This window comes from Cellulomonas sp. S1-8, assembly GCF_026184235.1.
Classification (GTDB): Bacteria; Actinomycetota; Actinomycetes; order Actinomycetales; family Cellulomonadaceae; genus Cellulomonas.
Genome location: NZ_CP110806.1, coordinates 284,051 through 308,884 on the forward strand (window position 1 = coordinate 284,051; position 24,834 = coordinate 308,884).

General features: G+C 75.5%; 28 protein-coding genes. 18 read left to right on the forward strand and 10 right to left on the reverse strand.

Annotated elements, in window-relative coordinates:
• The gene (locus tag OKX07_RS01255; RefSeq protein WP_265630052.1) at positions 1-1,116 is read right to left on the reverse strand and encodes a GNAT family N-acetyltransferase; all 1,116 of its coding nucleotides are present in this window, start codon (positions 1,114-1,116) and stop codon (positions 1-3) included.
• 81 nt (positions 1,117-1,197) lie between these two features.
• On the opposite strand from OKX07_RS01255, the gene OKX07_RS01260 reads away from it, so the two are divergent.
• The 8 genes from OKX07_RS01260 to OKX07_RS01295 all read left to right on the forward strand — a co-directional run bounded on the left by OKX07_RS01260 (position 1,198) and on the right by OKX07_RS01295 (position 5,941).
• The gene (locus tag OKX07_RS01260) at positions 1,198-1,857 is read left to right on the forward strand and encodes a hypothetical protein (protein ID WP_265630053.1); all 660 of its coding nucleotides are present in this window, start codon (positions 1,198-1,200) and stop codon (positions 1,855-1,857) included.
• Positions 1,858-1,898: 41 nt separating this feature from the next.
• A complete protein-coding gene (locus tag OKX07_RS01265) occupies positions 1,899-3,128 on the forward strand; it encodes an Nramp family divalent metal transporter (protein WP_265630054.1) in 1,230 nt (409 codons plus the stop codon).
• 203 nt (positions 3,129-3,331) lie between these two features.
• Positions 3,332-3,826 carry an Asp23/Gls24 family envelope stress response protein gene (locus OKX07_RS01270; RefSeq protein WP_265630055.1) on the forward strand — a complete coding sequence of 165 codons (495 nt, stop codon included), beginning with the start codon at positions 3,332-3,334 and terminating at the stop codon, positions 3,824-3,826.
• Positions 3,823-4,137, forward strand: coding sequence for a hypothetical protein (locus OKX07_RS01275; RefSeq protein WP_265630056.1), 315 nt, complete (start codon positions 3,823-3,825; stop codon positions 4,135-4,137). Before OKX07_RS01270 ends, OKX07_RS01275 begins: the two co-directional genes overlap by 4 nt.
• 68 nt (positions 4,138-4,205) lie before the next feature.
• Positions 4,206-4,385 (forward strand): DUF2273 domain-containing protein, encoded by a 180-nt coding sequence (locus OKX07_RS01280; RefSeq protein ID WP_265630057.1) that lies wholly within the window; start codon positions 4,206-4,208, stop codon positions 4,383-4,385.
• A complete protein-coding gene (locus OKX07_RS01285) occupies positions 4,378-4,797 on the forward strand; it encodes an Asp23/Gls24 family envelope stress response protein (protein ID WP_265630058.1) in 420 nt (139 codons plus the stop codon). The genes OKX07_RS01280 and OKX07_RS01285 overlap by 8 nt, the downstream gene beginning before the upstream one ends.
• Entirely contained in the window at positions 4,794-5,363 is a 570-nt protein-coding gene (locus OKX07_RS01290) for a DUF6286 domain-containing protein (protein ID WP_265630059.1), read from the forward strand. Before OKX07_RS01285 ends, OKX07_RS01290 begins: the two co-directional genes overlap by 4 nt.
• Entirely contained in the window at positions 5,360-5,941 is a 582-nt protein-coding gene (locus tag OKX07_RS01295) for a hypothetical protein (protein WP_265630060.1), read from the forward strand. The genes OKX07_RS01290 and OKX07_RS01295 overlap by 4 nt, the downstream gene beginning before the upstream one ends.
• 35 nt (positions 5,942-5,976) lie before the next feature.
• On the opposite strand, the gene OKX07_RS01300 is transcribed toward OKX07_RS01295, so the two are convergent.
• The 3 genes from OKX07_RS01300 to OKX07_RS01310 all read right to left on the reverse strand — a co-directional run bounded on the left by OKX07_RS01300 (position 5,977) and on the right by OKX07_RS01310 (position 8,103).
• Positions 5,977-7,248, reverse strand: a complete 1,272-nt coding sequence (locus tag OKX07_RS01300; protein WP_265630061.1) for an RNA polymerase sigma factor — start codon at positions 7,246-7,248, stop codon at positions 5,977-5,979.
• A gap of 136 nt (positions 7,249-7,384) precedes the next feature.
• A complete protein-coding gene (locus OKX07_RS01305; RefSeq protein WP_265630062.1) occupies positions 7,385-7,726 on the reverse strand; it encodes a YciI family protein in 342 nt (113 codons plus the stop codon).
• A complete protein-coding gene (locus tag OKX07_RS01310; protein ID WP_265630063.1) occupies positions 7,723-8,103 on the reverse strand; it encodes a YciI family protein in 381 nt (126 codons plus the stop codon). The genes OKX07_RS01305 and OKX07_RS01310 overlap by 4 nt, the downstream gene beginning before the upstream one ends.
• Before the next feature lie 162 nt (positions 8,104-8,265).
• Between OKX07_RS01310 and OKX07_RS01315 the strand changes: the two genes are divergently transcribed.
• From OKX07_RS01315 to OKX07_RS01340, 6 genes are all read left to right on the forward strand, one after another.
• A complete protein-coding gene (locus OKX07_RS01315) occupies positions 8,266-8,826 on the forward strand; it encodes a type 1 glutamine amidotransferase domain-containing protein (RefSeq protein WP_265630064.1) in 561 nt (186 codons plus the stop codon).
• 155 nt (positions 8,827-8,981) lie between these two features.
• The gene (locus OKX07_RS01320; RefSeq protein ID WP_265630065.1) at positions 8,982-10,478 is read left to right on the forward strand and encodes a hypothetical protein; all 1,497 of its coding nucleotides are present in this window, start codon (positions 8,982-8,984) and stop codon (positions 10,476-10,478) included.
• 89 nt (positions 10,479-10,567) lie between these two features.
• The gene (locus OKX07_RS01325) at positions 10,568-11,071 is read left to right on the forward strand and encodes an NUDIX domain-containing protein (RefSeq protein WP_265630066.1); all 504 of its coding nucleotides are present in this window, start codon (positions 10,568-10,570) and stop codon (positions 11,069-11,071) included.
• A 115-nt stretch (positions 11,072-11,186) separates the two neighbouring features.
• Positions 11,187-11,393 carry a hypothetical protein gene (locus OKX07_RS01330; protein WP_265630067.1) on the forward strand — a complete coding sequence of 69 codons (207 nt, stop codon included), beginning with the start codon at positions 11,187-11,189 and terminating at the stop codon, positions 11,391-11,393.
• 111 nt (positions 11,394-11,504) lie between these two features.
• Complete coding sequence (locus OKX07_RS01335; RefSeq protein WP_265630068.1) at positions 11,505-13,373, forward strand: DUF6895 family protein; 1,869 nt, start codon at positions 11,505-11,507, stop codon at positions 13,371-13,373.
• 178 nt (positions 13,374-13,551) lie between these two features.
• The gene (locus OKX07_RS01340) at positions 13,552-14,262 is read left to right on the forward strand and encodes a DUF3800 domain-containing protein (RefSeq protein WP_265630069.1); all 711 of its coding nucleotides are present in this window, start codon (positions 13,552-13,554) and stop codon (positions 14,260-14,262) included.
• Between the two features lie 146 nt (positions 14,263-14,408).
• Here the strand turns inward: OKX07_RS01340 and OKX07_RS01345 are convergent, their stop codons facing one another.
• From OKX07_RS01345 to OKX07_RS01360, 4 genes are all read right to left on the reverse strand, one after another.
• Entirely contained in the window at positions 14,409-14,789 is a 381-nt protein-coding gene (locus OKX07_RS01345; RefSeq protein WP_265630070.1) for a hypothetical protein, read from the reverse strand.
• Between the two features lie 54 nt (positions 14,790-14,843).
• A complete protein-coding gene (locus OKX07_RS01350; RefSeq protein ID WP_265630071.1) occupies positions 14,844-15,443 on the reverse strand; it encodes a YdeI/OmpD-associated family protein in 600 nt (199 codons plus the stop codon).
• A 78-nt stretch (positions 15,444-15,521) separates the two neighbouring features.
• Positions 15,522-16,067, reverse strand: coding sequence for a DinB family protein (locus OKX07_RS01355; protein WP_265630072.1), 546 nt, complete (start codon positions 16,065-16,067; stop codon positions 15,522-15,524).
• A gap of 35 nt (positions 16,068-16,102) precedes the next feature.
• Positions 16,103-17,383, reverse strand: a complete 1,281-nt coding sequence (locus OKX07_RS01360; RefSeq protein WP_265631771.1) for an MFS transporter — start codon at positions 17,381-17,383, stop codon at positions 16,103-16,105.
• A gap of 74 nt (positions 17,384-17,457) precedes the next feature.
• On the opposite strand from OKX07_RS01360, the gene OKX07_RS01365 reads away from it, so the two are divergent.
• The 4 genes from OKX07_RS01365 to OKX07_RS01380 all read left to right on the forward strand — a co-directional run bounded on the left by OKX07_RS01365 (position 17,458) and on the right by OKX07_RS01380 (position 22,452).
• Positions 17,458-18,090 (forward strand): maleylpyruvate isomerase N-terminal domain-containing protein, encoded by a 633-nt coding sequence (locus OKX07_RS01365; RefSeq protein WP_265630073.1) that lies wholly within the window; start codon positions 17,458-17,460, stop codon positions 18,088-18,090.
• A 121-nt stretch (positions 18,091-18,211) separates the two neighbouring features.
• Positions 18,212-18,625, forward strand: coding sequence for a BLUF domain-containing protein (locus tag OKX07_RS01370; protein WP_265631772.1), 414 nt, complete (start codon positions 18,212-18,214; stop codon positions 18,623-18,625).
• 144 nt (positions 18,626-18,769) lie between these two features.
• Positions 18,770-20,665, forward strand: coding sequence for an ABC transporter ATP-binding protein (locus OKX07_RS01375; protein WP_265630075.1), 1,896 nt, complete (start codon positions 18,770-18,772; stop codon positions 20,663-20,665).
• The gene (locus tag OKX07_RS01380; protein WP_265630076.1) at positions 20,662-22,452 is read left to right on the forward strand and encodes an ABC transporter ATP-binding protein; all 1,791 of its coding nucleotides are present in this window, start codon (positions 20,662-20,664) and stop codon (positions 22,450-22,452) included. Before OKX07_RS01375 ends, OKX07_RS01380 begins: the two co-directional genes overlap by 4 nt.
• Before the next feature lie 48 nt (positions 22,453-22,500).
• On the opposite strand, the gene OKX07_RS01385 is transcribed toward OKX07_RS01380, so the two are convergent.
• Complete coding sequence (locus tag OKX07_RS01385; protein ID WP_265631773.1) at positions 22,501-22,974, reverse strand: GNAT family N-acetyltransferase; 474 nt, start codon at positions 22,972-22,974, stop codon at positions 22,501-22,503.
• A gap of 81 nt (positions 22,975-23,055) precedes the next feature.
• The gene (locus OKX07_RS01390; protein WP_265630077.1) at positions 23,056-24,828 is read right to left on the reverse strand and encodes a putative bifunctional diguanylate cyclase/phosphodiesterase; all 1,773 of its coding nucleotides are present in this window, start codon (positions 24,826-24,828) and stop codon (positions 23,056-23,058) included.
• Between the last annotated feature and the right edge of the window lie 6 nt (positions 24,829-24,834).

A 24,834-nucleotide genomic window follows, 5' to 3' on the forward strand; every position in this document is an offset into this window, starting at 1 on the left:
TCAGGCCGACGGCTCCAGCGTCCGCTGCCACACCCCGCTGCCGCCGGCGGGCCGGAAGCCGAGCGCGATGTTGATCGCGAGCATCCAGCGGTTCTCCTCGGCGTTCCACGTGCTGACGCGTCGGACGGCCGGGCGGTGCTCCGCGAGCTCGCGCAGCTGGACGGTCTTGGCGAGCATGCCGAGCCGGTGCCCCCGGTGCTCGCGGAGCACCAGGGTGTCCTCCTGCCAGACGAACGCGTCCGTGTGTGGGGGGAGCATGAACGCCGAGTACGCCGCGAGCCGACCCGTGGGGACGTGCTCGATCGCGGTCGTCAGCAGGCGCTCGTCGCGCCCGAGCGCCTCGGCGTCGTCGGACCGCACGCGGTCCGCGTCCCAGAGCTCCTCCTCGACGTCCAGGCCCGCGGTCGGCTCGTCGGTGCTCATGCGGGTGTGCAGCTCGGCCATCTGCGTGACCCAGGCGTCGGGTGTCGCGTCCCACCAGGTCACGGGCCGGTAGTCGGGGCCTGCGGCCTGCGCGGCCGCGTCGTGGTGCGCCGCGAGGACGTCCGGGTCGACGGGCAGCTCGAGCCGCGAGTGCCGGGCCACCTGCTCCAGGTCCCACCCGTGGGCGAGCGCGAACCGCACGGACGGGTCGTCCGCGGCGACACGCCCCTCGCCCGTGGGCGCCGCCAGGGTGCCCGGGCCGGGCGGTGGCTCGACGGCCTGCTCGGTCTCGCTCATCAGGCGCGTACGCCCCGCGGCCCGCGCCACGTCGAGCGCCGCGGCGTGCAGGGCGGAGCCGATGCCGCGGCGGCGGGCGGTGCGGCGCACGCCCAGGTCCAGCCAGCCGGTGTGCGTGTTGTCCGTCAGGGGCAGGTCCATCCGGGCGATGCCGAGCACCTGCGCCGGGTCGGCCGGGTCCGCATCGTCGTCGACGGCGACGAGCCGCACGCGCCGCGCGTACTCCTGGTGCCGCAGCTGGGACAGCGCGCGGGCGGGGGTCGTCGCGAAGTCGTCGGTGCCCCACACCTCGCGCGTCAGCTCGTTCTGCGCGGCGACCAGACCGTGCAGCAGCGTCGCGTCGGCGTCTTCGAGGGACGTCGGCACGGGGACCTCACGCACGGACCACGTCGTCATGGATGCCACGATCCTCGTCGCCCGGGCCGGCGTCGACGCCTTTACCGGGCCGCACGCCCGGGGCGGGCATAACCTGCCGGGATGCCGTGGTGGGAGGTCGTGGGGTGGGCCGGGTCCGTGCTGGTCGTCGTGTCGCTGATGCAGGCGCGCGTGTGGCGGTTCCGGGTGATGAACCTCGTGGGCGCGGTCCTCGCGACCGCCTACAACGCGGTGTTCGAGATCTGGGCGTTCGCGGCGATGAACGGGGCCATCGCCGTCATCGACGTCTACTGGCTGGTGCGGCTGCGCCGCGAGCGGTCCGACGCCGACGTGTACGCGGTCGTCGAGGTCGCGCCCGACGACGCGTACCTGCTCCACGTGCTCGCGGTCCACGGGGCCGACGTCGCGCGCCACCGCACCGTGCCCGCCCACGACGTGGTCGCGGGCGACGCGCCCGTGGGCGGTGCGGCGGGTGCGGAGATCGCGTTCCTCGTCGTGCGCGGCGACGAGACCGTCGGCGTCGTCCTGGTGCGCGACGCGGGGGACGGCACGGGGGTCGTCGCCCTGGACTGGGTGACGCCGCGGTTCCGGGACTTCACTCCCGGGGAGTTCGTCTACCGGCACTCGGACGTGTTCGCCGGGCGCGGGCTGCGCAGGCTCGTCGTCCCGTCGGCGCCGCCGGGTGCCGTCGCCTACCTCGAGCGCGTGGGGTTCCGGCGCGTCGACGACCGCTCGTGGGAGCGGCTGGTCGCCACACCCTGATCCCCGGTCGTTTACGGGCGGGCGATGTGTAGAGTTCGGACGTGCGAACTTTGAGTGCCCGGGCGACGAGCGCGCGCGTGCCGGTCCTGCTCGGTCCCGCGTTCGTCGCCGCCGTCGCGTACGTCGACCCCGGCAACGTCGCCGCGAACCTGACCGCCGGCGCGCGCTACGGGTACCTGCTGCTGTGGGTGCTCGTCGCCGCCAACGCCATGGCCGTGCTCGTGCAGTACCAGTCGGCCAAGCTCGGGCTCGTCACCGGGGAGTCGCTGCCCGCCGTCCTCGGCCACCGGCTGCGGCGCGGGCCCCGCCTCGCGTTCTGGGTGCAGGCCGAGGTCGTCGCCGCCGCCACCGACGTCGCGGAGGTCGTCGGCGGGGCGATCGCCCTGTACCTGCTGTTCGGCGTGCCGCTGCCGCTGGGCGGGGTGCTCATCGGTGCGGCGTCCATGGTGCTGCTCGCGACGCAGGACCGGTACGGCCAGCGCCGGTTCGAGGCCGTCGTCGTGACGCTGCTCGCCGTCATCGCCGTCGGGTTCCTGCTCGGCCTGCTGCTGGCGCCCCCCGACGCGGGCGGTGTCCTGAGCGGGCTCGTCCCGCGGTTCGACGGCGCCGACTCCGTGCTGCTGGCCGCGAGCATGCTCGGCGCGACCGTCATGCCGCACGCGATCTACGTGCACTCCGCGCTCGTGCGCGACCGGCACGGCCGCCCCCCCGAGGGCGAGGGGCGCCGCCTCCTGCTGCGGGCCACGCGCTGGGACGTGGCCGTGGCCCTCGTCGTCGCCGGGGCCGTCAACATCGGGCTGCTGCTGCTGGCCGCCGCCGGGCTCCAGGGCACCGCCGGGACCGACTCCATCGAGGGCGCGCACGCCGCGATCGTCACCGCGCTCGGCACGGGCGTCGGCATCGCGTTCGCGGTCGGGCTGCTCGCGTCGGGGCTCGCGTCGACGTCGGTCGGGGCGTACGCGGGCGCGACGATCATGGAGGGCCTCCTGCACCGGCGGATCCCGCTGCTGGTGCGTCGCGTCGTGACGATCATCCCCGCCGTCGTCCTGCTGGCGGTCGGCGCCGACCCCACGTGGACGCTCGTCCTCAGCCAGGTCGTCCTCAGCTTCGGCATCCCCTTCGCGCTCGTCCCGCTGGTCCGGTACGGCCGCGACCGCAGCCTCATGGGCGCCGACCGCAACGGCCCGTGGCTGCACGCGGTGCTGTGCGTCGTCGTCGGGCTCGTCGTCCTGCTCAACCTCGCCCTCCTGGTGCTGCTGCTCGTCGCCTGACGGCCCGGCGGGTGGCGACCGACGGACGCGCCCGTAAGGGGCGAAGGCGATGATTCCCCCGTAACGTGATCTACATCACGTTCAACGGACCGTGACGTCGCTGCGGCGGAGGGCACTCCACCAGTGTCGACGTCTCCCTCCGCACCGGCACCGGGAGACGACGGCACGTCCGCACGATTCGGACCACCGCACCAGGAGCACCGATGAGCGAGCAGACGACCACCTCAGTCCCCGCGACGGAGAACCGCCCGTCCCGGGTCGGCAACACCGGCACGAAGGGCCTGGCCCACCCCACCCCGCTGCAGACCGAGTTCGGCTCGACGACCATCGCCGACGGCGTCGTCGCCAAGATCGCCGGCATCGCGGCCGGCGACGTCGCCGGCGTCTACGCGCTCGGCGGTGGCGCGGCGCGCGCGTTCAGCGCGATCCGCGAGCGCATCCCGGGCGGCACCACCAACCACTCGCAGGGCATCAGCGTGGAGGTCGGGGAGCAAGAAGCCGCCGTCGACGTGGACCTGGTCGCCGAGTACGGCGTCTCCGTGGTCGACCTCGCCGAGGGCGTGCGGCGCAACATCATCACGTCCGTCGAGCGCATGACCGGACTGCGCGTCATCGAGGTGAACATCGCCGTGAACGACGTGCACCTGCCGCAGGACGACCCGCAGCCCGAGCCGCCGCAGCAGCCGCGCGTGGGATGAGCGGCACCTGGCCCGACCCACCGACACCCGGCACGCCCCACCCCGCGGAGACCGCGGCGGTGGCCGCGCTCGCGGTCCCCGGCGTCGTGGGCCTGTTCCCGGGCACGTTCGGGGAGATCGCCACCCACCTCCCCGGTCGTCGGGTGCCGGGGGTACGGACCCGGTCGGGACCCGACACGGCCACGACCGAGGTCCACATCGTCGCCCTCCTGGGGCGAGACCTGCGCCAGCTCGCCGGCGAGGTGCACCGCGCCGTGCGCGACGCCGTCGGTGGCGACGTCCGCGTCGTCGTCGAGGACGTTGCCGTCTGACCACCGGACGCAGGCCGCCCGACCACCGGACGCAGGCCGCCCGACCACCCCGAACCGAGGAGCACCCCATGTCCCTGTCCCTGGCCGGTCTGCTGACCGGGCTGCTGCTCGCCCTGGCGGCGATCATCGGCGGTTTCAACGGCTTCCTGCTCGCCCTCGTGATGGGGGCGGTCGGCTGGGCGGTCGGCGCGCTCGCGGAAGGCAGGTTCGACCTGACCGCGCTCACGGGCGGCAGCCGCCGTGGCTGACACCCGAGCCGACCCCGACACTGACGCCGACGCCGACACCGACGCGGAGACCGACGCACCGCCCGCGGCCGGCGCGGACGTCCGCGGCACGCTGACCGTCAGCGACCGGGTCGTGCAGAAGGTCGCCCTGAGCGCGGCCGCACGAGTGCCCGGCGTCGCGGTGGCGACGAGCTCCGGCCTCCTGGGACGCGACCTGCCCCGGGCGTCGGCACGGACCCACGGCACGCGCGCCCAGGTCGAGGTGGACGTGGCGCTCGCCTGGCCCGCACCGGCCGCCGCCACCGCCCAGCGGGTGCGGGCTGCCGTCGCGGACGCCGTGGCCCGGTACACCGGCGTGCGGACCGACCGCGTCGACGTGCGCGTGGTCGCCGTCACCGACCCGGCACCCGTGGCCGTCGAGCGTGTGCGATGAGCGCGCCCTCGGACGGCGTCCCGTACGCGCAGCCGCGGCCCGTCGGGCCCGTCGGTTGGGTGGGCGTCGTGCTGGCGGTCGTCGTCCTGGGCGTCGCCGCGGTGCTCCTGCACGACGGCCTCGTCGCGCTCGGCGCGCTCGGTGGCGACCCGTGGGTGCTCACGGCCGCCGACGCGGTCGGACGGGTCGAGCCCACCTGGCAGGTCGCCCTCGTCGGCGCCCTGCTCGCGCTCGCGGGTCTGCGCCTCGTCGTCGTCGCGCTGCAGCGGCGCCGCCGGCCGGGGATCCCGCTGACCGCGGGCGGCGGGCAGTACCTGCTGGGTCAGGACGTGGCCCGGCTCGCGTCGGGAGCGGCGTCGCAGGTCGACGGCGTCCTCGACGTCAAGAGCACCTGGGGCAGGCGCGCCGTGACCGTCCACGCGACGACCGACGGTGGCGAGGAGGTCGACGGGAGGATCCACGTGGCCGTCGTCACGCGACTGGATGCGCTCACGGATGCTCCTCGCGTCGTGGTCCGGACCCGGCGGAGTCGCACGGACGACCCGGCCCCGGCGGGTGAGCGATGACCCGCGGCGTGCGGTCGGTGAACCGCGTGGCCGCCTTCGTCGTCGGCCTCGTCCTGCTCGTCGTCGGTGTGGCCGCCGTCCTGTGGTGGACGGGCACGCTGGGCGACGTGTGGGCGGCAGCGCCCGACGCGCTCGACCCGCGTGCCGCGGACGAGGTCACGGGCGCCGGGTGGTTCGGTGCCGTCGCGACCGCGTCCGGCGTCGTCCTCGCCGCCCTCGCGCTGTGGTGGCTGGCGGCCCACCTCGCCTCGCCGCGCGTCGGCACGCTGACGCTGCCCGGGTCGGACGCGTCGGGGCGGCTCACCCTCGACGGTGGGTCGTTGGCCGGCCACCTCGCCGAGCAGGCGCGGCGCCTGCCCGGCGTGGTCGGGGCTCGGTCCGTGGTGGACCTGGAGCGGGGCCGGCACGTCCTGGTGACCACGCTCGACGTCGACCCGGAGGCCGACCTGCCGACGCTCGCCACCGACGTCGCGGACCTGATCACGCGCGCACGGGACGTCCTCGGGATCCGCGGCCTGTCGGCACGCACACGCCTGGCCGTGCAGCGCCGGTCACGGGGCGGGCCGCGCGTGCGCTGACCGCGGGGTCGGTGCGCGATCCTCGCCCGTGGCCGTCAGCCCGTGGCCGTCGCCCGCGCCTCGGCGAGGCGGGCCTCCAGGTGGTGGCGCTCCGCGGTGTCCGGGACGAGGGCGAGGGCCCGCTCGAGCTCGGCGACGGCCTCGGGGCCGCGGCCCGCCCGCAGCAGCAGCTCGCCGCGCACGGCGGGCAGGCGGTGGTGGTGCGGCAGGGCGTCGTCGAGGCCGTCGAGCAGCGCCAGCCCCGCCTCGGCGTCGACGGCCTCGGCGACGGCGACGGCCCGCGCGAGCCGCACGACGGGTGACCCGGTGCGCGCCTCCAGCAGGGCGTAGACGCGCGCGACGACGTCCCAGCGGGTGTCCGCGGCGGTCGGGGCCGTCGCGTGCTCGGCGGCGGCGAGGGCCTGCAGCCGGTGGTCCTCGGCGAGGCCGTCGAGCGGCGGCAGAGCCCCGAGCAGGGTCATCGCCTCCGTGATGTCGTCGGTGTGCCAGCGGGTGCGGTCCTGGTCGGGCAGCAGGACGAGCCGCCCGTCGTCGTCGAGCCGGGCGTCGCGCCGCGAGTGCTGCAGCAGCATCAGCGCGAGCAGCGCGTGCACGCGCGGCGACCCACCGAGCAGCCCGTCGAGCTCGCGGGTCAGCCGCACCGCCTCGTCGGCGAGGTCGACGCGCAGCCCGCCGGGCACGTCCGCGGGCTGGTACCCGGCCGTGAACAGCAGGTACAGCACGGTCGTCACGGCGTCGAGCCGGTCGTCGAGCTGCACGGCGGGCGGCACGACGAACGGCACGCCCGTCGTCGCGAGCCGCCGCTTGGCACGCGTCAGCCGCGCCGACATGGCGGTGTGCTGGACCAGCTGCAGCCGCGCGATGTCCGCGGTCCCCAGCCCCACGACGAACCGCAGGGTCATCGCCACCCGGTCCGCCGGTGCGAGCGCCGGGTGGCAGCAGGCCAGCACCAGGCGCAGCTGCTCGTCGGCGACGTGCGCGCCGGGGTCCTGCGTCGCGGCGGCCAGCGCACGCATCTCGTCGTCGACGACCATGAGGGGCTCCTTGCGTCGGTGGACCGACTGCGCGCGCAGCCGGTCCAGGACGCGGCGGCGCGCGGCGGTCAGCAGCCACGCGCCCGGGTTGGTGGGTACGCCGTCGCGCGGCCAGGTGCGCGCGGCGGCCTCGAAGGCGTCCCCCGCGGCGTCCTCGGCGAGGTCGGGGCTGGCGAACTGCGCGACCAGCAGCGCGACGACGTGCGACCAGTGCGCCCGCCACGCGGCCCCGAGCGCGACGGCCGCGTCGTCGGTCCCCCCACCCCCGCCCACCGGAACCTCACTCCCCGTCCGACCGGTCATGACGTGACAGGTGTTCCGCTCGCGGGGCGGCGACTACGCCGACCGGAACACCGGTCCCCGTCTGGGACGTCAGGACGTGAGTGGTGTTCCGGTCGGCGGGTGGGGGTCACGGTTCGACGCACTCGCGGATCTCGTGGGTGGCCTCCGGGAGGTGGTGGAGGAGGTTCAGGAGCGTCTGCTCGTCGGGGGTGTCGACGAGGTACAGGCCGCCGAGCTGCTCGGTGGTCTCCGCGAACGGCCCGTCGGTCACCGCCACGTCGTCGCCGACGCGCCGGGCCGTGCGAGCCGACGCGACGCCGGCCAGCGCCTCGCCGACCTCGATGCGCACGCCCGCGGCCTGCGCGGCGTCCGAGAACGCCCGGTGCCCGACGTCGTACCGGGCGCGCCCGGCCTCGTCGAGACCGGCCCAGACGCGCTCGTCGTCGTAGATCAGGACGACGTACCTCATGCGGCACCGGTGTGCGCAGCCGCGTCGTACACCGCCACCGGCCGCAGCTCGAGCGTCCCGCCGTCGTCCATGACGAGCGGCGCGGCCAGCCGCAGCAGCCCGTCGGGGTCGGCCGTGCGGATCAGGTAGAACCCCCCGAGCTGCTCGGTCGTCTCCGCGTACGGCCCGTCCGTGACCTCCGGCCCGTTCTCGGTGACGCGCAGCAGGCGCGCCGTCGCGGCACCGGAGAGCTCCTCGCCGCCGACGATCTCGTGCCCGTTCGCGGCGCACGCCTCGGTGAACTTCCCGTGCTCGGCGAACGCCGCCTCGAGGTCCTCGCACGCGTCGGGGTCGCCCCACAGCAGCAGCGCGTAGGTCGGTGTCGTCGTGGTCGTCATGTCACCCTCCAGGTCCCGGGGCACCCACTGTGCCCGTCTTCCCTCATGACGCGCGAGGGTCGGCGATTTCGACGCGCCCGTGCGGGTGCGGGTCGGCGCACCTGCGGTCTACGGTGGCGGGCGCCCGGCCACCCCGGGCTCCTTCGACCCCGAGGAGGCACCATGTCCGGAACGGACCTTCGCGGCCGCCGCGTCCTGGCCGTCGTCACCAACTACGGCGTCGAGCAGGACGAGCTCGTCGTCCCCGTGGAGCACCTGCGCGCCGCGGGTGCGACCGTCGACGTCGCCGCGGTCGACGACGCCCCGGTCGAGACGCTCGTCGGTGACCAGGACCCCGGCCGCACCGTGCTGCCGACGACGACGCTCGGCGGGGTCGACCCCGACGCCTACCACCTGCTCCTGATCCCGGGGGGCACGCTCAACGCCGACAGCCTGCGCCTGCAGGACGAGGCGGTGCGGCTGGTGCAGGCGTTCGCGTCGTCGGGCCGGCCCGTCGCGGCGATCTGCCACGGCCCCTGGCTGCTGGTCGAGGCCGGCCTCGTCGAGGGCAAGCGGCTGACGTCGTACCCATCCCTGACGACGGACGTGCGCAACGCCGGCGGGACGTGGGTCGACGCGGAGGTCGTCACCGACGACGCGCGCGGCTTCACGCTCGTCACGTCGCGCACCCCCGAGGACCTCGCCGCGTTCCTGCGCGAGGTCGACGCGGCGCTCGCGGTCTGACGCCCGCCCGTCGACACGCGCGCTCGTGCGCCCGTCGACGTGACGGCGGAACGTTCCACCCCCGCCAACCCCCTCGGACGCGGACGAACCGGACATCCTGTCCCGGTACAGCGAGGCCGATCGCCCGCTGGTCCACCGAACCCGAGGACTCCTTGATGACGTCGACGTCGCGCGCCCTGGCTGCTGCCACCACCGCACTGACCGCCGCCCTGTCCGCCCTGGCGCTCGCAGCGCCGGCGGCTGCGACCGGCCCGACCGCCACCGCGGCTGCCGCCACCGTCGCAGGCGCGACCTGCGACGGGGGCACCTGCCAGTACGTCTTCTCCGGCGACATCGCCGCGCCGCAGACGTTCGTGGTGCCCGAGGGCGTCACGCAGATCACCGCCGACCTCGTCGGAAGCAAGGGTGAGTGGCGTGGCGGCCAGATCCCCGGCCCGGGCGGCACCCTGCGGACGATCGTCCCCGTGACGCCGGGTGAGTCCTTGACCGCGCAGGTGCCGCGCGTGCAGTGGGGGGCCTGGTTGGAGGTCCTGACGTACTACCCCAACCGCAGGTCCGACCAGACGGCGGCTCACGAGGGCGGGGAGCTGGCTGGCCTCTACCGGGGGACGGGGCCGGGCGCGACGCCGCTCGCCGTCGCCGGCGGCGGCGGCTCCGCAGGTTCGGCCGGCCACGGCGGGGCCGGCGGTGGCTGGCACCCGAACCCGGCCGAGACCCTGCACGGCCAGGACGGCACCGGCATCGGGGCGGGCTTCGGTGCGTCGCCGACGCAGGGCGGCGGCGTGTACACCGGCCGCGCGGTCTACCGCGGGGGTACCGGGCAGGGTCCCGCAGGCGGGCCCGGTGGCCGCGGGGTCGGCGGCTGGGCCGGCTACTACCAGGTCGGCACCGCGTGGACGGCGACGTCCGACGGCGGCATGGGCTGGTACGGCGGGGGTGGCGGCTCGTTCGTCAGCTCGAACCGTGAGATCGGCGGCGCGGGCGGCGGCTCCGGCTACCTCGCGCCGGGTCTCACCGCGCAGCAGGTGCCGGCCTCGACGTTCTCGTCCGTCGGTGTCGCCGCCGGAGGCGTCCTCCTCGAGTGGGCGGCGCCCCCGGAGCCGGTCGTGACGCCGGACCCGGTGGTGACGCCGGAGCCGGTCGTGACGCCGGACCCGGTGGTGACGCCGGACCCGGTGGTGACGCCGGACCCGGTGGTGACGCCGGACCCGGTCGTGACGCCCGACCCGGTCGTGGCGCCGGACCCGGTCGTGACGCCGGAACCGGTCGTGACGCCCGACCCGGTGGTGACGCCCGACCCGGTCGTGGCGCCCGACCCGGTCGTCACGCCGACGCCGGTCGTCGGCGCGCTGCCGGTGGATGCCACGCCGGAGCCCACGCCGACCCCTGCCACCGTCGTCGCGACGCCCACGGCCGGCGTCGCGACGCCCACGGCCACCCCGGCCCCCGCAGCCGGCACCGGGGCGACCACGTCCGCCGTCCCGGCCGAGCGGTCCGAGGTCCTGGCCGCCACGGACGCGGCACCGCGCGGAGTCCTCGCTGCGACGGGGGCCAAGGTCACCGGCCTGGCGATCCTCGCGACGGCGCTCATCGGCATCGGCGTGGTCGTGCTCCGCGTGCGCGGCAGCCGTCGCGCGACGGACGCACGCTGACGCCCACGACGGTGCGGGTCGGGGCTCGGCCCCCGGCCCGCACCGTCGTCGTCCCGCGTCGTGCCCCGCGCGCGCGGCAGGATGACGTCATGCCCGTCACCAGCGCCGCACTCCTCCTGCACCACGGTCGCGGTGCGGACGCCCACGTGCTGATCGCGCACATGGGCGGGCCGTTCTGGGCCCGCAAGGACGAGCGTGCCTGGTCGATCCCCAAAGGGGTCGTCGAGCCGGGCGAGGACGTCGAGGCGGCCGCGCGGCGCGAGTTCGCCGAGGAGCTCGGCGTCCCGGCCCCGGACCTGCCGGTGCGTGACCTCGGGCCGTTCCGCTACACCTCCGGCAAGGTCGTGCACGTGCTGGCCGTCGAGGTCCCCGCCGCGCTCGTCGGGTCGCCCGACGACCCCGCGTCCCCGGACCTGACGACGCGTCCCGGCACCAGCACCGCTCAGGTCGAGTGGCCGCCGCGCTCCGGCCGGCGCATCGACGTCCCCGAGGTGGACCGCGCGGTGTGGTTCGCGCTGCCCCGGGCGCGCCCGCTGCTCGTCCTGGGCCAGCAGCCCGTGCTCGACGCGCTCGTGGCCGCCACCACCCCCTGACCCCGGATCACCCCCCGACCCCGGATCACCCCCGGCTTCGCCCGCGGCGCCGTATCTGCCGGCACCACCCCGGCACCTCCTTCTCGAACGCCACGCACGGGGGGAGGTGATGGCAGTGGCAAACGCAGAGCAGGCCCGCAAGGCCCTGGATCTCCTGCGCAGCAGCGAGATCGTGAACCTCGAGATCCCGGTCTCCCGGCTGACGGACTCGGTCAGCAAGCTCGACGAGGTCGCCGGCTACGTCCTGGCGTGGGAGAAGTACGTCCTCGTGGTCGCGGACTTCGCGCAGGACGTGGTGACCAACCCCGTCGTCCGGGGCTGAGGCCCCTCGGGCGGACGCGACGACGCGTCCGACACCCCGCTGCCCCGGGTCACCGTCGACCCGGGGCAGCACCGCGCGCCGACACCGTCGGCACCCTCACCGGAGGACCCCATGACGCAGGTGCAGGAAGCCCCGCGCACCACCGCGGGCACGGGAGCCCGCGCCGTCGCGTGGCTCGCCCAGCACGCGGACCACCTCGACCCCGCGCTCGCGGACCCGACGACCGAGCTGTTCGCCCGCAAGGCGCTCGTCGAGGTCGCGCTGCTCGTGGGCTTGCGCGTCCGCCTCGACCCGACGCCGCTCGACGCCGACCACCGCCGGCTCCTGGACGTCGTCGCGGACGTCGCGGCCCGCCCGTCCTACCGCGAGCTCGCCGCGCGCGACCGTCGTGCGCTGCTGCTGTACGCGGGGACGTACGCCGCGCTGCGGCTGTGCGGACGTGAGGACCTCGCGTTCCGGCACGTGCTGGAGCGCGCGGTGCGCGGCCGGTACGCGACGGCGTTCGAGCGCGTGCCCTACCGGCACCTGGACCTGCTGCACACCCTCGAGCTCGCGGACCTGCCGCACGACGCGCCCGGCCTGGACGTCGCCCTGCCGCTGACCGTGCTGGCGTGCGACCCGAACGTGCTGGAGCTGACGACCGCCGACACCTACGCGGTCACGCACGCCGTGTTCTACGCGAGCGACTTCGGGTGCCGTGACGTCACGTGGCCCGCCGGCACGGACGCCGCGCGCGCCGCCGACCTGCTGCGGGCGTGCCTCGCGCTCGCCCGGGCCCGCGAGGACGCGGACCTCGTCGGGGAGCTGCTGATGTGCCTGACGTGCCTCGGTGCCGCGCCCACGCCCGCGGACGACGACGCCCGCGCGTGGCTGCGCGCCTGGCAGGAGCCCGACGGACGCGTCGAGGGGCCGCAGGGCGTCGTGCCCGCGCGGCTCACGCAGGCCGACCCCGCGTGGTCCCGGTGGGCGACGGCGTACCACACGACGATCGTCGCGGCCCTCGAGGACCTGCTGCACCGCTGCGCCCCGGCGGCCCACCCCGCCCCGGCGCCCGCCGGCGCGGTGTCCGGCGCGCGGCCGCTGTGGGTCCGGCACGGCGGCCCCCGGCCCGACGCGGGCGCCGGTGCCGCGGCCGTCGACGTGCCCGCCGCGGTGCGCTGCGCGGCCGACTGGCTCGACGCGCACGTCCCGGCCGCGGACCTGCGCGCCGCAGCCTGGACCGTGCAGGCGCGGACGGCGCTCGGCGACGAGACCGCCGCCCGGACCCGGCTCGCCGCGGCCCTCGCGGGCGACGACGTGGCGCACCGGCTCGGTGCCGTCCCCGGGGACGTGGGCCTGCACGTCGTGGAGCTCGCCGCACGCCTCGGCCCGGCGCCCGCGCGTGCGGGGACGTGCGTGGTCCGGCCGCTGCCCGGGCCGCTGGCCGAGCTGCTCGGGACCGCCGAGGACGTCCTGGCCGACGTGCCCGTCACCGACACGAGCTTCGACGCCGTGCGCGAGCGCATCGCCGCCGCGCGCGGCGGGCGATGGTGGACGGGGTACGTGGACGCGCTCGCGGGGGTGGGCGACGGGGGCGATCTCCGTCCCGGGGGCGGCGCCGACGGTGCCGCCGACGACCCGGCCGCGCGTCGCGTCCGCGCCCTCGCGCTCGCCGGCGACCTGGTGCGGCGCGGCCGCGCCCCGCACGTCGCCCCGGATGTCGCCGCCGGCGCCACGTCGGTGCTGGTCAGGGCGGCGGCGGACGCCGTCGCGGAGTACGACCTGGGTGCGCTGGCCGTCCTGGTCCGCGGGCTGGTCCGGCTGCCGGCGGTGCCCCGGCGCGTCGTCCGCGACGCCGTGGAGTGGCTCGTGGGTCAGCAGCAGCTCACCGGCGGCGTCGGCGCACCGCTGGGCGACGACCCCGCAGAGCGTGACGCGCTCGTCGCGCAGTGGACGCTGCTGGCGCTGCCCGCGCTGCTGGAGGGTGCCGCGCTGGCGTGAGGTCGGACGGGATCGCGACGGCGTGCGGCAGCACCGGCGTCGCCAGAGTCTGTTGATGATCGCCGCGGTCGCCACACGAGCAGGGGTACGGTCGACCAGGCGACAGATAGCCCATCACCACGACAGGCCGCGATCGGCCGGGCGAGGACAACCGACGATGGCGGATGCGGATGCGCACGTGTACCCGTCCGCGCTTCTCCTGGCGTATGTGGACGAGTCCTACACCGTCGACCGGTTCTATCTCGGCGCCGTGGTCGTCGATGGTGCGGCGGCCTCGCGCATAGAGACCGGCCTCGATGCGATCATGCGCGACTACAGCGGGAGGTTCGGCCTGGCAGCATCCACAGAGATGCACGGCAACCCGTTGTTCCAGGGCAAGGAGGAGTGGCGCAACGTCCCGACGCGCGTCCGCATCAACGTCTACGAGAGGGCGATGGAGGTGGTCGGCGGGTCCGGCGCCCGGGTCGTGCTCCGGGGAATGAACGTCCGTCGACAGCGAGAGCGATACGTCGATCCCCACCCTCCCCATGAGGTGGTCCTCGGCCATCTGCTCGAGCGGGTGAACGACTACGCCGGGTCGGCGGGAGCGCACGCACTCGTCCTTGCTGATGAGGTACACACTCACGAGCGGCACCGCACGAACTTCCGCCATTTCCGCGCCGGCGGGACGCCCGGATACCGCAGCACTGTGCTTCGACGACTGATCGACACCATTCACTTCGCGCCGTCGAACCACTCTCGTCTTCTTCAGGCGGCTGACCTCGTGACGTTCATGCACCGACGTCGGTGCACTCACACAGAGCCCGACGCCCGTGCGCAGGCAGCCAACGACGCGATCTGGTCGCATGTGGCGCCGGTCATCTCGCACGAACTCTGCTGGGAGCCCTAGGAGCACGAGAGCCCCGTACCGGTGAGGTACGGGGCCCAAGGCGATGCGGGAGGCCCGAGGGCGTCCTGCAGGTCCGATCGTACACGCGTGCTCCCGCAGGAGGTGGGACGACGGCGCCCGCGACGAAGCGATGTCGCCGAGCCTCGTCAGGACACCGTGCGCCCCTGCTCCAGCAGCGCCAGCAGCGCCGGGTCCCGCTGCTCGGGCCACCCGAACCCGACCTCGTCGTCCCACGGCACGGGGTCGCCGTCGACGCCGACCTGCCAGGACGTGCCCGGTAGGGCGCGTCGCACCTCGGTCAGGGCGCGGCACCAGTGCGCCAGGCCGAGGAGGGTGGCGAACGGGTCCTGCGCGGGCAGCGTGGTGGTGCCGTGCAGGGCACCGTCACCGGGGTGGGAGAGCGTGAGCAGCTCCGCCTCGAACGGGAACGCTGCGTTGTGGGCGGCGACCAGCCCGCGGGCGACGGCGATCTCGTCCGGGCTCAGGGCGAGCGATCGGGTGGCGCTGTAGTGCAGCCGGACTGCCATGAACCGGAACGATACGGGACAGACCGGGCGCGCAGGGGATTTCCTGGACGCTTGTCACAGACCGTCGGGGCGCCGCTTCTGCGGGGAGACGGTGCGCCCCTCGGCGAGGTCGGCCACGAACGCCGCGATGAGGCGTGCACGCGTCTCGGGGCGCTTGGCCTGGCCGATGCGGATCAGGATCGAGAACCGGTTGCCCGACGTGAGCACGTCGAACCAGGCGCGCGCGGCGGGGACCGCGTCGAGCGCGGCCGTCAGGTCGTCGGGGACCTGGATCGTCGCGGGGCCCGGGTACGCGGCGGCCCACCGGCCGTCCGCCTGGGCCGCGCGGACCTGCGCACGTCCCGCGTCCTGCATGCGGCCCTCGCCCTCGAGCCGTGCGACGCGGTCGACGTTCACGACGGACCACGCGCTGCGGGCGCGCCGCGGCGTCATGCGCTGGAAGGTGCTGCCCTCGTCGCGGCGTCGCGCCTGCCCGTCGATCCACCCGAAGCACAGCGCCTCCTCGACCGCCTCGACGTACGTCAGCGCGGTGACGTCGCCGCCCTTCTTGTGCAGGACGAGCCACACGCCGGTCGTCTGGGCGTGGTGCGCGGCGAGCCACGCACGCCACGCGCTCGCGTCGGGGAGCAGCAGCTCCGGCAGGTCGTCGGCCACGACGCCATCCTGCCGCGCCCCGCCGACACGCACGCTGCCGACACTCACGCGCTGCCGACACTCACGAGCTGCCGGCACTCACTCCCCGGTGGCGCCGTCGACCGCCTCCCGCAGCAGGTCGGCGTGACCGTTGTGCCGCGCGTACTCCTCGATCATGTGGACCAGGATCCAGCGGAGCGACACGGGCTCCCCGGTGCCGCGGTGCCGACGGCGTGACTCCTGGTCGAGACCGCCCGACGCCAGCGCGACCGCCACGGTCCGCTGCGAGCGCGCCACCGCCGCGTCCCACAGCGCACGCAGCTCCTCGGGCGTGTCGTCGGCGGCGCTCGTCCACTCCCAGTCGCGGTCCGCGGCCCAGTCGGCCGACGCCCACGGCTCGACGCGCGCGTCGAGCCACACCTCCGAGAACCAGTTGTCCTCGACCATCGCCAGGTGCTTCATCAGCCCGCCGAGCGTCATGGTCGACGGCGGCAGCGGGCGGCGCAGCGCGTCCGCGTCGAGCCCGTCGACCTTGACCAGCAGCGTGCGCCGGTGGAAGTCGAGGAAGCCCAGCAGCGTCCCCGCCTCGTCGGTCCGGTGCGGGGGCTCGCCGCGCTCGGTGGTGAGGGGCTCCGGGTCGTCCATGGTCGCGAGCCTGCCAGAGTCCTCCGACACGCGCGTCAGGCGTCGACGCCGGGCTGCGGCGTCGCACCGGCCGCCCCCTCCGGCGTCGCCTGCGCGTCGGTGTGCGCGACGTGGCGCAGCTCCCGCCAGATCAGCACGACGAACACCGCCGACCCCACGGCCGCGAACCAGAACGGCGCCGTCACGCCCCAGTGCTGCGCGAGCACCCCGCCGATCGCGGCACCGACGACCAGCCCGCCGAACACCCCGATGAGGTTGACGCTGTTGACGCGGCCCTGCAGGACCAGCGGGACCGCCCGCTGGCGGATCGTGATCGACGTCGTCCCCCACACGAACGCGTGCGCGCCGAACACGAAGAACACCGGCATCGCCACCCACGGGCTGGTGGTCAGGGCGAGCGCCAGGTGCGTGAGGGTCTCGACGACGAGCCCGATGCGCAGCAGGGCCGCGAGGCTGACGCGCGCGGTGAGCCACCCGTAGCAGGCGACACCCACCAGGCCGCCGAGCCCCACCGTCGTCGTCACCAGGCCGAACCCCACGTCGCCCAGGCCCAGGCGCTGCTGCGCGTACAGCACGAGGACCGACCAGGCGGCCCCGAACGTCACGTTGAAGATGAGGATCGTCAGGACGAGCGTGCGCACGGCAGGGTGCCGCCACGTCCAGCGCACACCCTCGGCGATGTCGGCGCGGACGGTCCCGCGCTCGTGCGCGGCCCGGACGTGGGTGGGCAGGACGACCCGCGACACGAGCACGACCCCGGCCGCCATGAGGACGGCCGCGGCCGCGAACGGCGAGAACTGGCCCGCCGCGAACAGCGCCGCCCCCAGCGGCGGCCCGGCGAGCTGGTTGAGGCCGATGAACCCGGCCTGCGCGCGGGCGTTCGCGATCGCCAGGTCGTCGCGGTGCACGACCATCGGCACGAGCGTCCCCGAGACGTTGTCGGCGAACGTCTCGGCGGTCCCGAGCAGGAACAGCGCGGTCAGGACGAGCCAGATCGGCGCGGCGTCGACGGCGACGCACGTCGCCAGCACCGCCAGCACCGCGACGCGCACGGCGTCCATCGTCATGACGAGCCGGCGCCGGTCCACCCGGTCGGTGACCGCGCCGGCCCACAGGCCGAACAGCAGCGGCGGCAGCCACCCCAGCAGGGCGGCGAGGGCGACGAGGAACGCCTCGTCGGTGCGCGACGCGACGAGCAGCGGACCGGCCGCGAGCACCAGGCCGTCGCCGAGGTTCGACGACCACGACGACCCGAGCAGCCACCGGAACTGCCGGCCGAGGCGCTCGGGCAGGGCGGTCTCTATCACGCGCGCCAGCACGTGCGTCAGGCTAACCGGCGCCGTCCGCGCGCCCTTCCTTCATATCGGGGCTTCCTGCCAGACTTCTGCGCATGACGTCCCGTGACGACGCGTTCCTGCAGGCCGCCGACGTGGCCATCGCCCTCGTCGACCGCCCCGAGGTCGCGGCCCGCTGGTCCCGTCCCAGCGTGCTGGCGGGCCTGAGCGTCGGCGCGCTGGCCGTCCACCTGGGCCACCAGGTGGTGCGGGCGGCGCAGATCGTCACGCGCGAGCCCGGCGACCTGCCCGTGCTGGCCGATGCCGACGAGCACTACGCGCGCTCGGCGTGGCCGACGGCCGCACCACAGGACCCGGTGAACGACCGCACCCCCGACGAGGAGGCCGCGCTCGCCGGCCCGGCGGCGCTCCGCGACCGGCTGGTCGAGCACCGGGAGATCGTGCGGGACGCCGTCACCTCGGGCACGGCGAGCGACGTCGTGCCCGTGCCGTGGGCGGGCTGGGCGATGCGCCGCGAGGACTTCCTGCTGACCCGGCTGCTGGAGATCGTCGTGCACGCCGACGACCTGGCGGTGAGCGTCGGCGTGGACACCCCGGCGCTGCCCCCGGAGGCCTTCGACCCCGTGCGTGACCTGCTGGTTCGGATCGCGGTCGCGCGGCACGGGCAGGCGCGGTTCGTCGCCGCCCTGACGCGGCGGGAGCGCGCGCTGCCGATCCACGTGTTCTGACGCGGCGGGGTCCCGCTCGATCAGACGCCCCGATGGGCCGAGTGGGCCTTCCGCTGCGTGTGGGACGCTGGGTCTGCCCGCAGGGTGCCGTGCACGGCCCATCTAGACCATCGGAGGCGTGATGCTGGCACAGATGCTCTACTTCAGCGAGGCGGTCGACCCCGGCAACGTCGGAATCCTCAAGATCCTCGAGAACGCCCGGAAAAACAACAGCTCAGCGCACGTGAGCGGAGTTCTCCTGTTCGACCGGAACTACTTTCTCCAGTGCCTCGAGGGAGGCCGGGAGGCGCTCACCACGCTCTTCGCCAGGATCGCCGCAGACGAACGGCACACGCACGTCACCCTGATGTCGATGCACGAGATCGGGGAACGCGACTTTCCCGACTGGACCATGGGCTACGTCAGCTCGTCACCCACCCTGACGAAATCCCTGGCACGCTTCCTGCCCACGGACCAGTTCGCCCCGGAACGTATGAGCTGCGCCTCGGCCACGGGTCTGATGAAGTCCCTCCGCGCCACGCAGGGCACGGTCTAGCGACGCACCAGCCGCGGTCTCCACCGCCTCCGGATCGAGCCGCGATCGAGCGCGGGATGCCCGTTTCGCGTTGTCCTCGGACCCCCGCGGCCCTAGGTTCGCCGGTGCGGCGGGGGACGTCGGCGGCGAGGCAGGGGTGCACGGGTGACGATCGAGGCGGACACGGGACCGGACGCGGTACGGCCCACCCTGCGCGGGCTGGGCCGCCGGTGGCGGCAGCGTCGCCAGGCCGCCGCGCACCTGCGCCGCCTCCTGCCGTACGCCCGGCCCGGCCTGGTGGCGGCCACGGTCGTGGTGCACCTGGTCGCGGGTGCCGCGCCGGTCGCGTTCATGGCGGGGACGGGCTTCGCGCTGGCCCGCGTCGTCGCCGGCGAGCCGGCGACGGGCTGGCTCGCGGTCGCGCTCGTCGCGTTCGTCGTGCAGCAGCTGCTCGCACCCGTCCAGCTCGTGATGTCGCGCAAGGTGCAGCGGCGCGTCGACGCCGCGTGCATCGAGCGGCTGACGTCGTTCGCGTTCCACGGCGCGACGCTCGCGGGCCTCGAGCGCCCCGACGTCGCGGACCGCCTCGCGCAGGCCGAGGAGGCGTTCGAGCAGTGGACGCTGACCCCCGGCGCGGCGCTCGAGGGCGCGCTCGCGCTGACGGCGCGGTACACCCAGCTCGTGGGCGCGGTCGCGCTGCTCGCCGTCGTGGTCGGTCCCGGTGCCGCGGCCGCGGCCCTCGTCGTGGCGCTCGTCGCGCGCTTCGGGCAGACCGAGGGCTTCTTCCGCTGGGGTCTGCTGATCCGCGCGTTCGGTCCGCTGCGGCGTCGCGTGACGTACGTGCGTGAGCTGGCGACGGGGACGCGCGCCGCCAAGGAGATCCGCACGCTCGGCCTCGTCGGGTGGCTCGAGGACCGGTACGTGGCCGAGAACCGCGCGGTGCTGGAGCCGATGTGGCGGTGGCGGCGCCAGGTCTACGGCGCGCCGTTCGTCGCGTACGCGCTGGTCGCGGCCGTCGGGTCGGTGGTCGCGCTGCTCCTGGTCGCGCGGTCGGGTGCCGACGTGGCGGCCGTGAGCATCGCGGTGCAGGCCGTCGCGCTGTGCGGCCGGTTCGGCGTGATCTTCCCGGAGTCGGACGTCAAGCTCGTCTACGGGCGCGGTGCGTGGGAGGCGATGCTCGAGCTCGAGGACGCCGCCCGACGCACAGGCGCACCCGCCGCGGGCGGCGGGCCGGTCGTCCGCCCGGAGCGGGAGATCGCCCTGCGGGACGTGCGGTTCGGGTACCGCCCCGACCGCCCGGTGCTCGACGGGCTCGACCTCGTCCTCCCCGTCGGCACGTCGACGGCGCTGGTCGGCGTCAACGGCGCGGGCAAGACGACGCTCGTCAAGGTGCTCACCGGCATGTACACGCCGGACTCGGGGACCGTCCGCGTCGACGGGACCGACCTGCGCGGGCTGGACCCCGAGGAGTGGCAGCGCACGTTCGCCGCCACGTTCCAGGACTTCCTGCGGTACGAGCTCACGCTGCGCGAGAACGTCGCGATGGGGGCGATCGCCCACGTCGACGACGACGCCGGCGTGGCCGCCGAGCTGCGGCGCGTGGGCCTGGGGGACTGGCTCGACGGCCTGCCGGGCGGGCTCGACACCCCGCTGACCCGGGCCGTGCCGGGCGGCCGGGACCTGTCCGGCGGGCAGTGGCAGCGCGTCGCGCTCGCGCGGTCGCTGTTCGCCGTGCGGCACGGCGCCGGCGTGCTGGTGCTCGACGAGCCCACGGCGCAGCTCGACGCGCGCGGCGAGGCGGAGTTCTACGACACGTTCCTCGACCTGACGCGCGGCGTCACGAGCCTGGTGATCTCCCACAGGTTCTCCACCGTGCGCCGGGCCGACCGGATCGTGGTGCTGGACGGCGGGCGGGTCACCGAGGCCGGCACGCACGACGAGCTCGTCGCGCACGGCGGCGAGTACGCCCGGATGTTCGAGGTGCAGGCGCGGCGGTTCGCGGACGGGGCCGTACCGGGCGGGCCCGGGCGCACCGGCGACATCGTGGAGGTGGCCCCGTGAACGAGGTCCTGTTCGCCCTGGGCCGGCTCCTCGCGATCGCGTGGCGCCTCGACCGGCGCCGGTTGCTGATCGGCGGTGGGCTGCTCGTCGCCGGGTCCGTCGCGACGCCCCTCATGGCCGTCGCGGTGGGACGGCTCGTCGACGCCGTGCTCGACGGCGCCGGCTCCACGGCCGCCGTCTGGGCCGCCGTCGCCGGCCTCGCGCTGACCGGCGAGCTCATGCTCGGCCACTTCGCGCACCTGTCGTACTTCGCGCTCGCGGAGCTCACCGAGGAGCGCTTCAACCGCGACCTCGTCCGGCTCGTCAACGGCACCGACCACCTCGACCACACCGACGACCCCGCGTTCGCGGACCGCGTCGACCTGCTGCGGCAGGACGTCATGCAGGTGCGCACGACCGTGCAGTCGGGCCTGCAGCTCGGGGCGACGGCCGTGCAGGTGCTGCTCACCGCGGTGGTCCTGAGCACCGTCTCGCCCTGGCTGCTGCTGCTCGCGCTCGTCGCCGTCGTCCCGGTGCTGCTGGGCCGACGCGCCGAGACGGACCTCGAGCAGGTGCGCGAGGCGCAGTCCCCGACGACGCGCGGCATCCGCCACCTGCGCACGCTCGCGACGAGCCCCGCGTCGCAGAAGGAGATCCGCCTCAGCGGGGGCGCGGACTTCCTGCTCGCGCGGCAGCGCGCGCTGCTGGAGCGGTACGACGACGCCATGACGGGCGCCGACGTGCGGTACGCGCTGCTGCGCACCGTCGGGCAGCTGGTGTTCGGCCTCGGGTACATCGCCGCGGTCCTCGGGGTGTTCGCGCTGGCCGGGCAGGGCCGCGCGAGCGCCGGGGACGTCGTGCTGACCGTCACGCTGGCCACCCAGCTCAGCGTGCAGATGGCGACGGGCATCGCGCTGCTCGGGTCGGTGCACCGCGCCGCGGTGGGGCTGCGCCGGTTCCTCGCGTTCGAGGCCGAGGTCGCCGCGGGTGTCGCGCCCCGCGCGGGGGCGGCCGTCCCGGACCGCACGGGCGACGGCATCCGGCTCGAGGGGGTGACGTTCCGGTACCCCGGGGCGGCCGCCGACGCCCTCACCGACGTCGACCTGCACCTGCCCGCCGGGACCTCCATCGCCCTCGTCGGCGAGAACGGGGCGGGCAAGAGCACGCTCCTCAAGCTCCTGACGGGCCTGTACCGGCCGACGGCGGGGCGCGTCCTCGTCGAGGGCGTCGACCTCGCGGACGTCGAGCCCGGGGCCTGGCGCGCCCGCACCGCGGCGCTCTTCCAGGACCTGGCGCGCATCGAGCTGTCGCTGCAGCACAGCGTCGGGGTCGGCCGCCTCGCGGACGTCGACTCCGCGGCCGCCGTCACCGCCGCGGCCGACCGGGCGGGCGTCGGCGCGCTCGCGGCGGAGGTGGGGCACGACGGCGTGGTCGGCACCGGGTACGCCGAGGGCCGTGACCTGTCCGGCGGGCAGTGGCAGGGCGTCGGGTTCGCGCGCACGCTCATGCGCACCGACCCGCTGCTGCTGGTGCTCGACGAGCCCGCCTCCGCGCTCGACGCCATGGCCGAGCAGCGCCTCGTCGACGCCTACCGGGCGGTCGCCGCCGACGTCGCCGCGCAGGTCGGGGGCGTCACCCTGTTCGTCACGCACCGCATGTCGACCGTCCGCCTCGCCGACCGCATCGTCGTGCTCGACCACGGCCGCGTCGTCGAGCAGGGCACGCACGACGAGCTGGTCGCCGCGGGCGGACGGTACGCCGACCTGTGGGCGATGCAGTCCCGCGCCTACGCGACGACGACGGAGTGAGCCGGCCTGCCGGTTCGCAGCCCGTGACGGCGTGAGGCGTCGGGGACCTCAGGTGTCCCCGACGCCTCGACCCCGTCGGTCGCCGTCGGTCGTGCCGACGTGCGGCTCGAGCAGGAGCGCCATGTACTTGCCCGGCTCCGTCGCGGCGAAACCGAACCGCTCGTACAGGCCGTGCGCGTCCGCGGTGGCCAGCACGACGCGGGGCAGGCCGAGCCCCTCCAGGTGCGCGACGACGCCGGCGACGAGCGCGGTGCCGATGCGGTGGCCGCGCTCGGTCTCGTCGACGAAGACGTCGCACAGCCACGCGAACGTCGCACCGTCGGTGACGACGCGCGCGAAGGCGACCTGCCGGCCCGACGCCCGCTCGAGGACACCGAAGCAGAGGGACGCGTCGACCGCGGCGTCCTGGACGTCGCGGGCGCGGCCGCGCGCCCAGTAGGAGCGTTCGGACAGCCAGCGGTGCACGGTCGCCCGGTCGACGTCCGCCCGGTCGGAGGTGAAGCGGTAGCGGGCCGTGTCCATGCCGGGCGCGTCCTGGCGGGCCTGCGTGGTCTCGTCCGTCGTCACCGGCGCGACGTTACCGGGCGGCCGCACCGCCGGGTGTCACCCGCCCGGCGTCACCCGCCCGACGCCACCGGCGGCGCCGCCCACCACGCACCACGGCAGCGCGGCGAGCTCCGCGACCGGCTGCGGGCGGGCGAACCAGTACCCCTGCGCCGCCGGGCAGCCGAGCTCCTCGAGCAGCCGAGCCTGCTCGGGCGTCTCGACGCCCTCGGCGATGACGAGCATGTCGAGCTCGACGCACATGCCGAGCAGTGCGCGGACCATGACGCTGCGGCGTGCGGACGTCGTGAGCGACGAGACGAACTGGCGGTCGAGCTTGAGGAAGTCGGCGGGCAGCTCGTCGAGGCGGCTCAACGAGGAGAAGCCGGTGCCGAAGTCGTCGATCGCGATCCGCACACCGCCATCGCGCAGCGCGCGCAACGCGCGCAGGGCGGCCGGGCCGGACGCCTCGACGACGCTCTCGGTCACCTCGAGGACGAACTGCGTCGCCGGCCAGCGGGCCGACTCCAACGCGCCGAGGACGCGCGCGGCGTAGCCCTGCCCGACGAGCTCGCGTCCCGACACGTTGATCCCCATCTGCACAGGGCGGGCCCAGGCGGTCTGCAGCGTGTGCGCGTCGGCGCACGCGAGCGCGAGGACCTGGGCGCCGAGCTCGTCGATGAGGCCCCCGTCCTCGGCTGCGGTGACGAACTCCGTGGGCGGCACGGGTCCGCGGCGGGGGTGGTCCCACCGGGCGAGCGCCTCCACCCCGACGACGCGCCGGGACGACAGCTCGACGATCGGCTGCAGCGCGACGCGCAGGTCACCGGCGGCCAGGCTGCGGGCGAGGTCGTCGGCGAGGGACAGCCGCCGCCGCTCCGAGAGCACGGTGCGCCCACGCCCCGCGGCCTTCGCCGCGTACAGGGCGGTGTCCGTGCGCCGCAGGACCTCGGCGCCCGTCTCGCCCTCCACGTGCTCCGCGACCCCGCAGGAGGCGGGTGTCGGCGCGCTCGCGCACAGCCGCTCCGCGATGGCCAGCGCCTCGGGCCCGGTGCTGCCGGGCAGCAGCACCGCGAACTCGTCGCCGCCGCGGCGGCCCAGCACCATGCCCGGCACGTCGATCCCGCACCACGCGGCGGCGGTCGCCCGCAGCAGCTCGTCGCCGGCCGCGTGGCCCTGCGCGTCGTTGATCCGCTTGAAGTGGTCGATGTCGATGAGTGCGAGCGACAGCGGCTGCCCGCGGCGCTCACGGCGGTCGATGGCGTGCCCGAGCGCGGCGTCCCAGCCGCGCCGGTCGGTGAGCCCCGTCAGCGCGTCGACCCCGGACGTCGCCGCGTGCCGGGCGAGGACCCCGACGACCCCCGCGACGCCGCCCCACAGCACGGCGTACGCCGCGCACACCAGCGGTGGGACGTCGTGCACGGCCAGCAGCGGCACGACCTGGCACACCCCGGCCAGCGCGACGACGAGCCACGCGTCCCGCCGGCGCAGGAACAGGGCGGACTCGATGCCGACGAGCGTCGAGACCGACGCGGACGCGAGCGCGAGCGTGAGGGTCGGCGCGAGCGTCGTCCCGACGCCCAGGACGGCCGCCGCGGCGAGCACGGTCAGCGCGATGCCGCGCGGCCGGATGCGGTGCCCGACGAGCAGCAGGGCCGGCCCGGTGAGCGCGGCCACGAGCGCCAGCACCAGCAGGGGAGCCCCGCGGGGGCCGTCCACGAGGACGACGTCGGCGGCGAGCAGTGCCGCAGCGACCCCCCCGACGGTGAACAGGACGGCGGTCGTGCGCACGAGGACGTCGGACGTGCCGGTGAGCATCGACGGTGGTGCCACCACCCC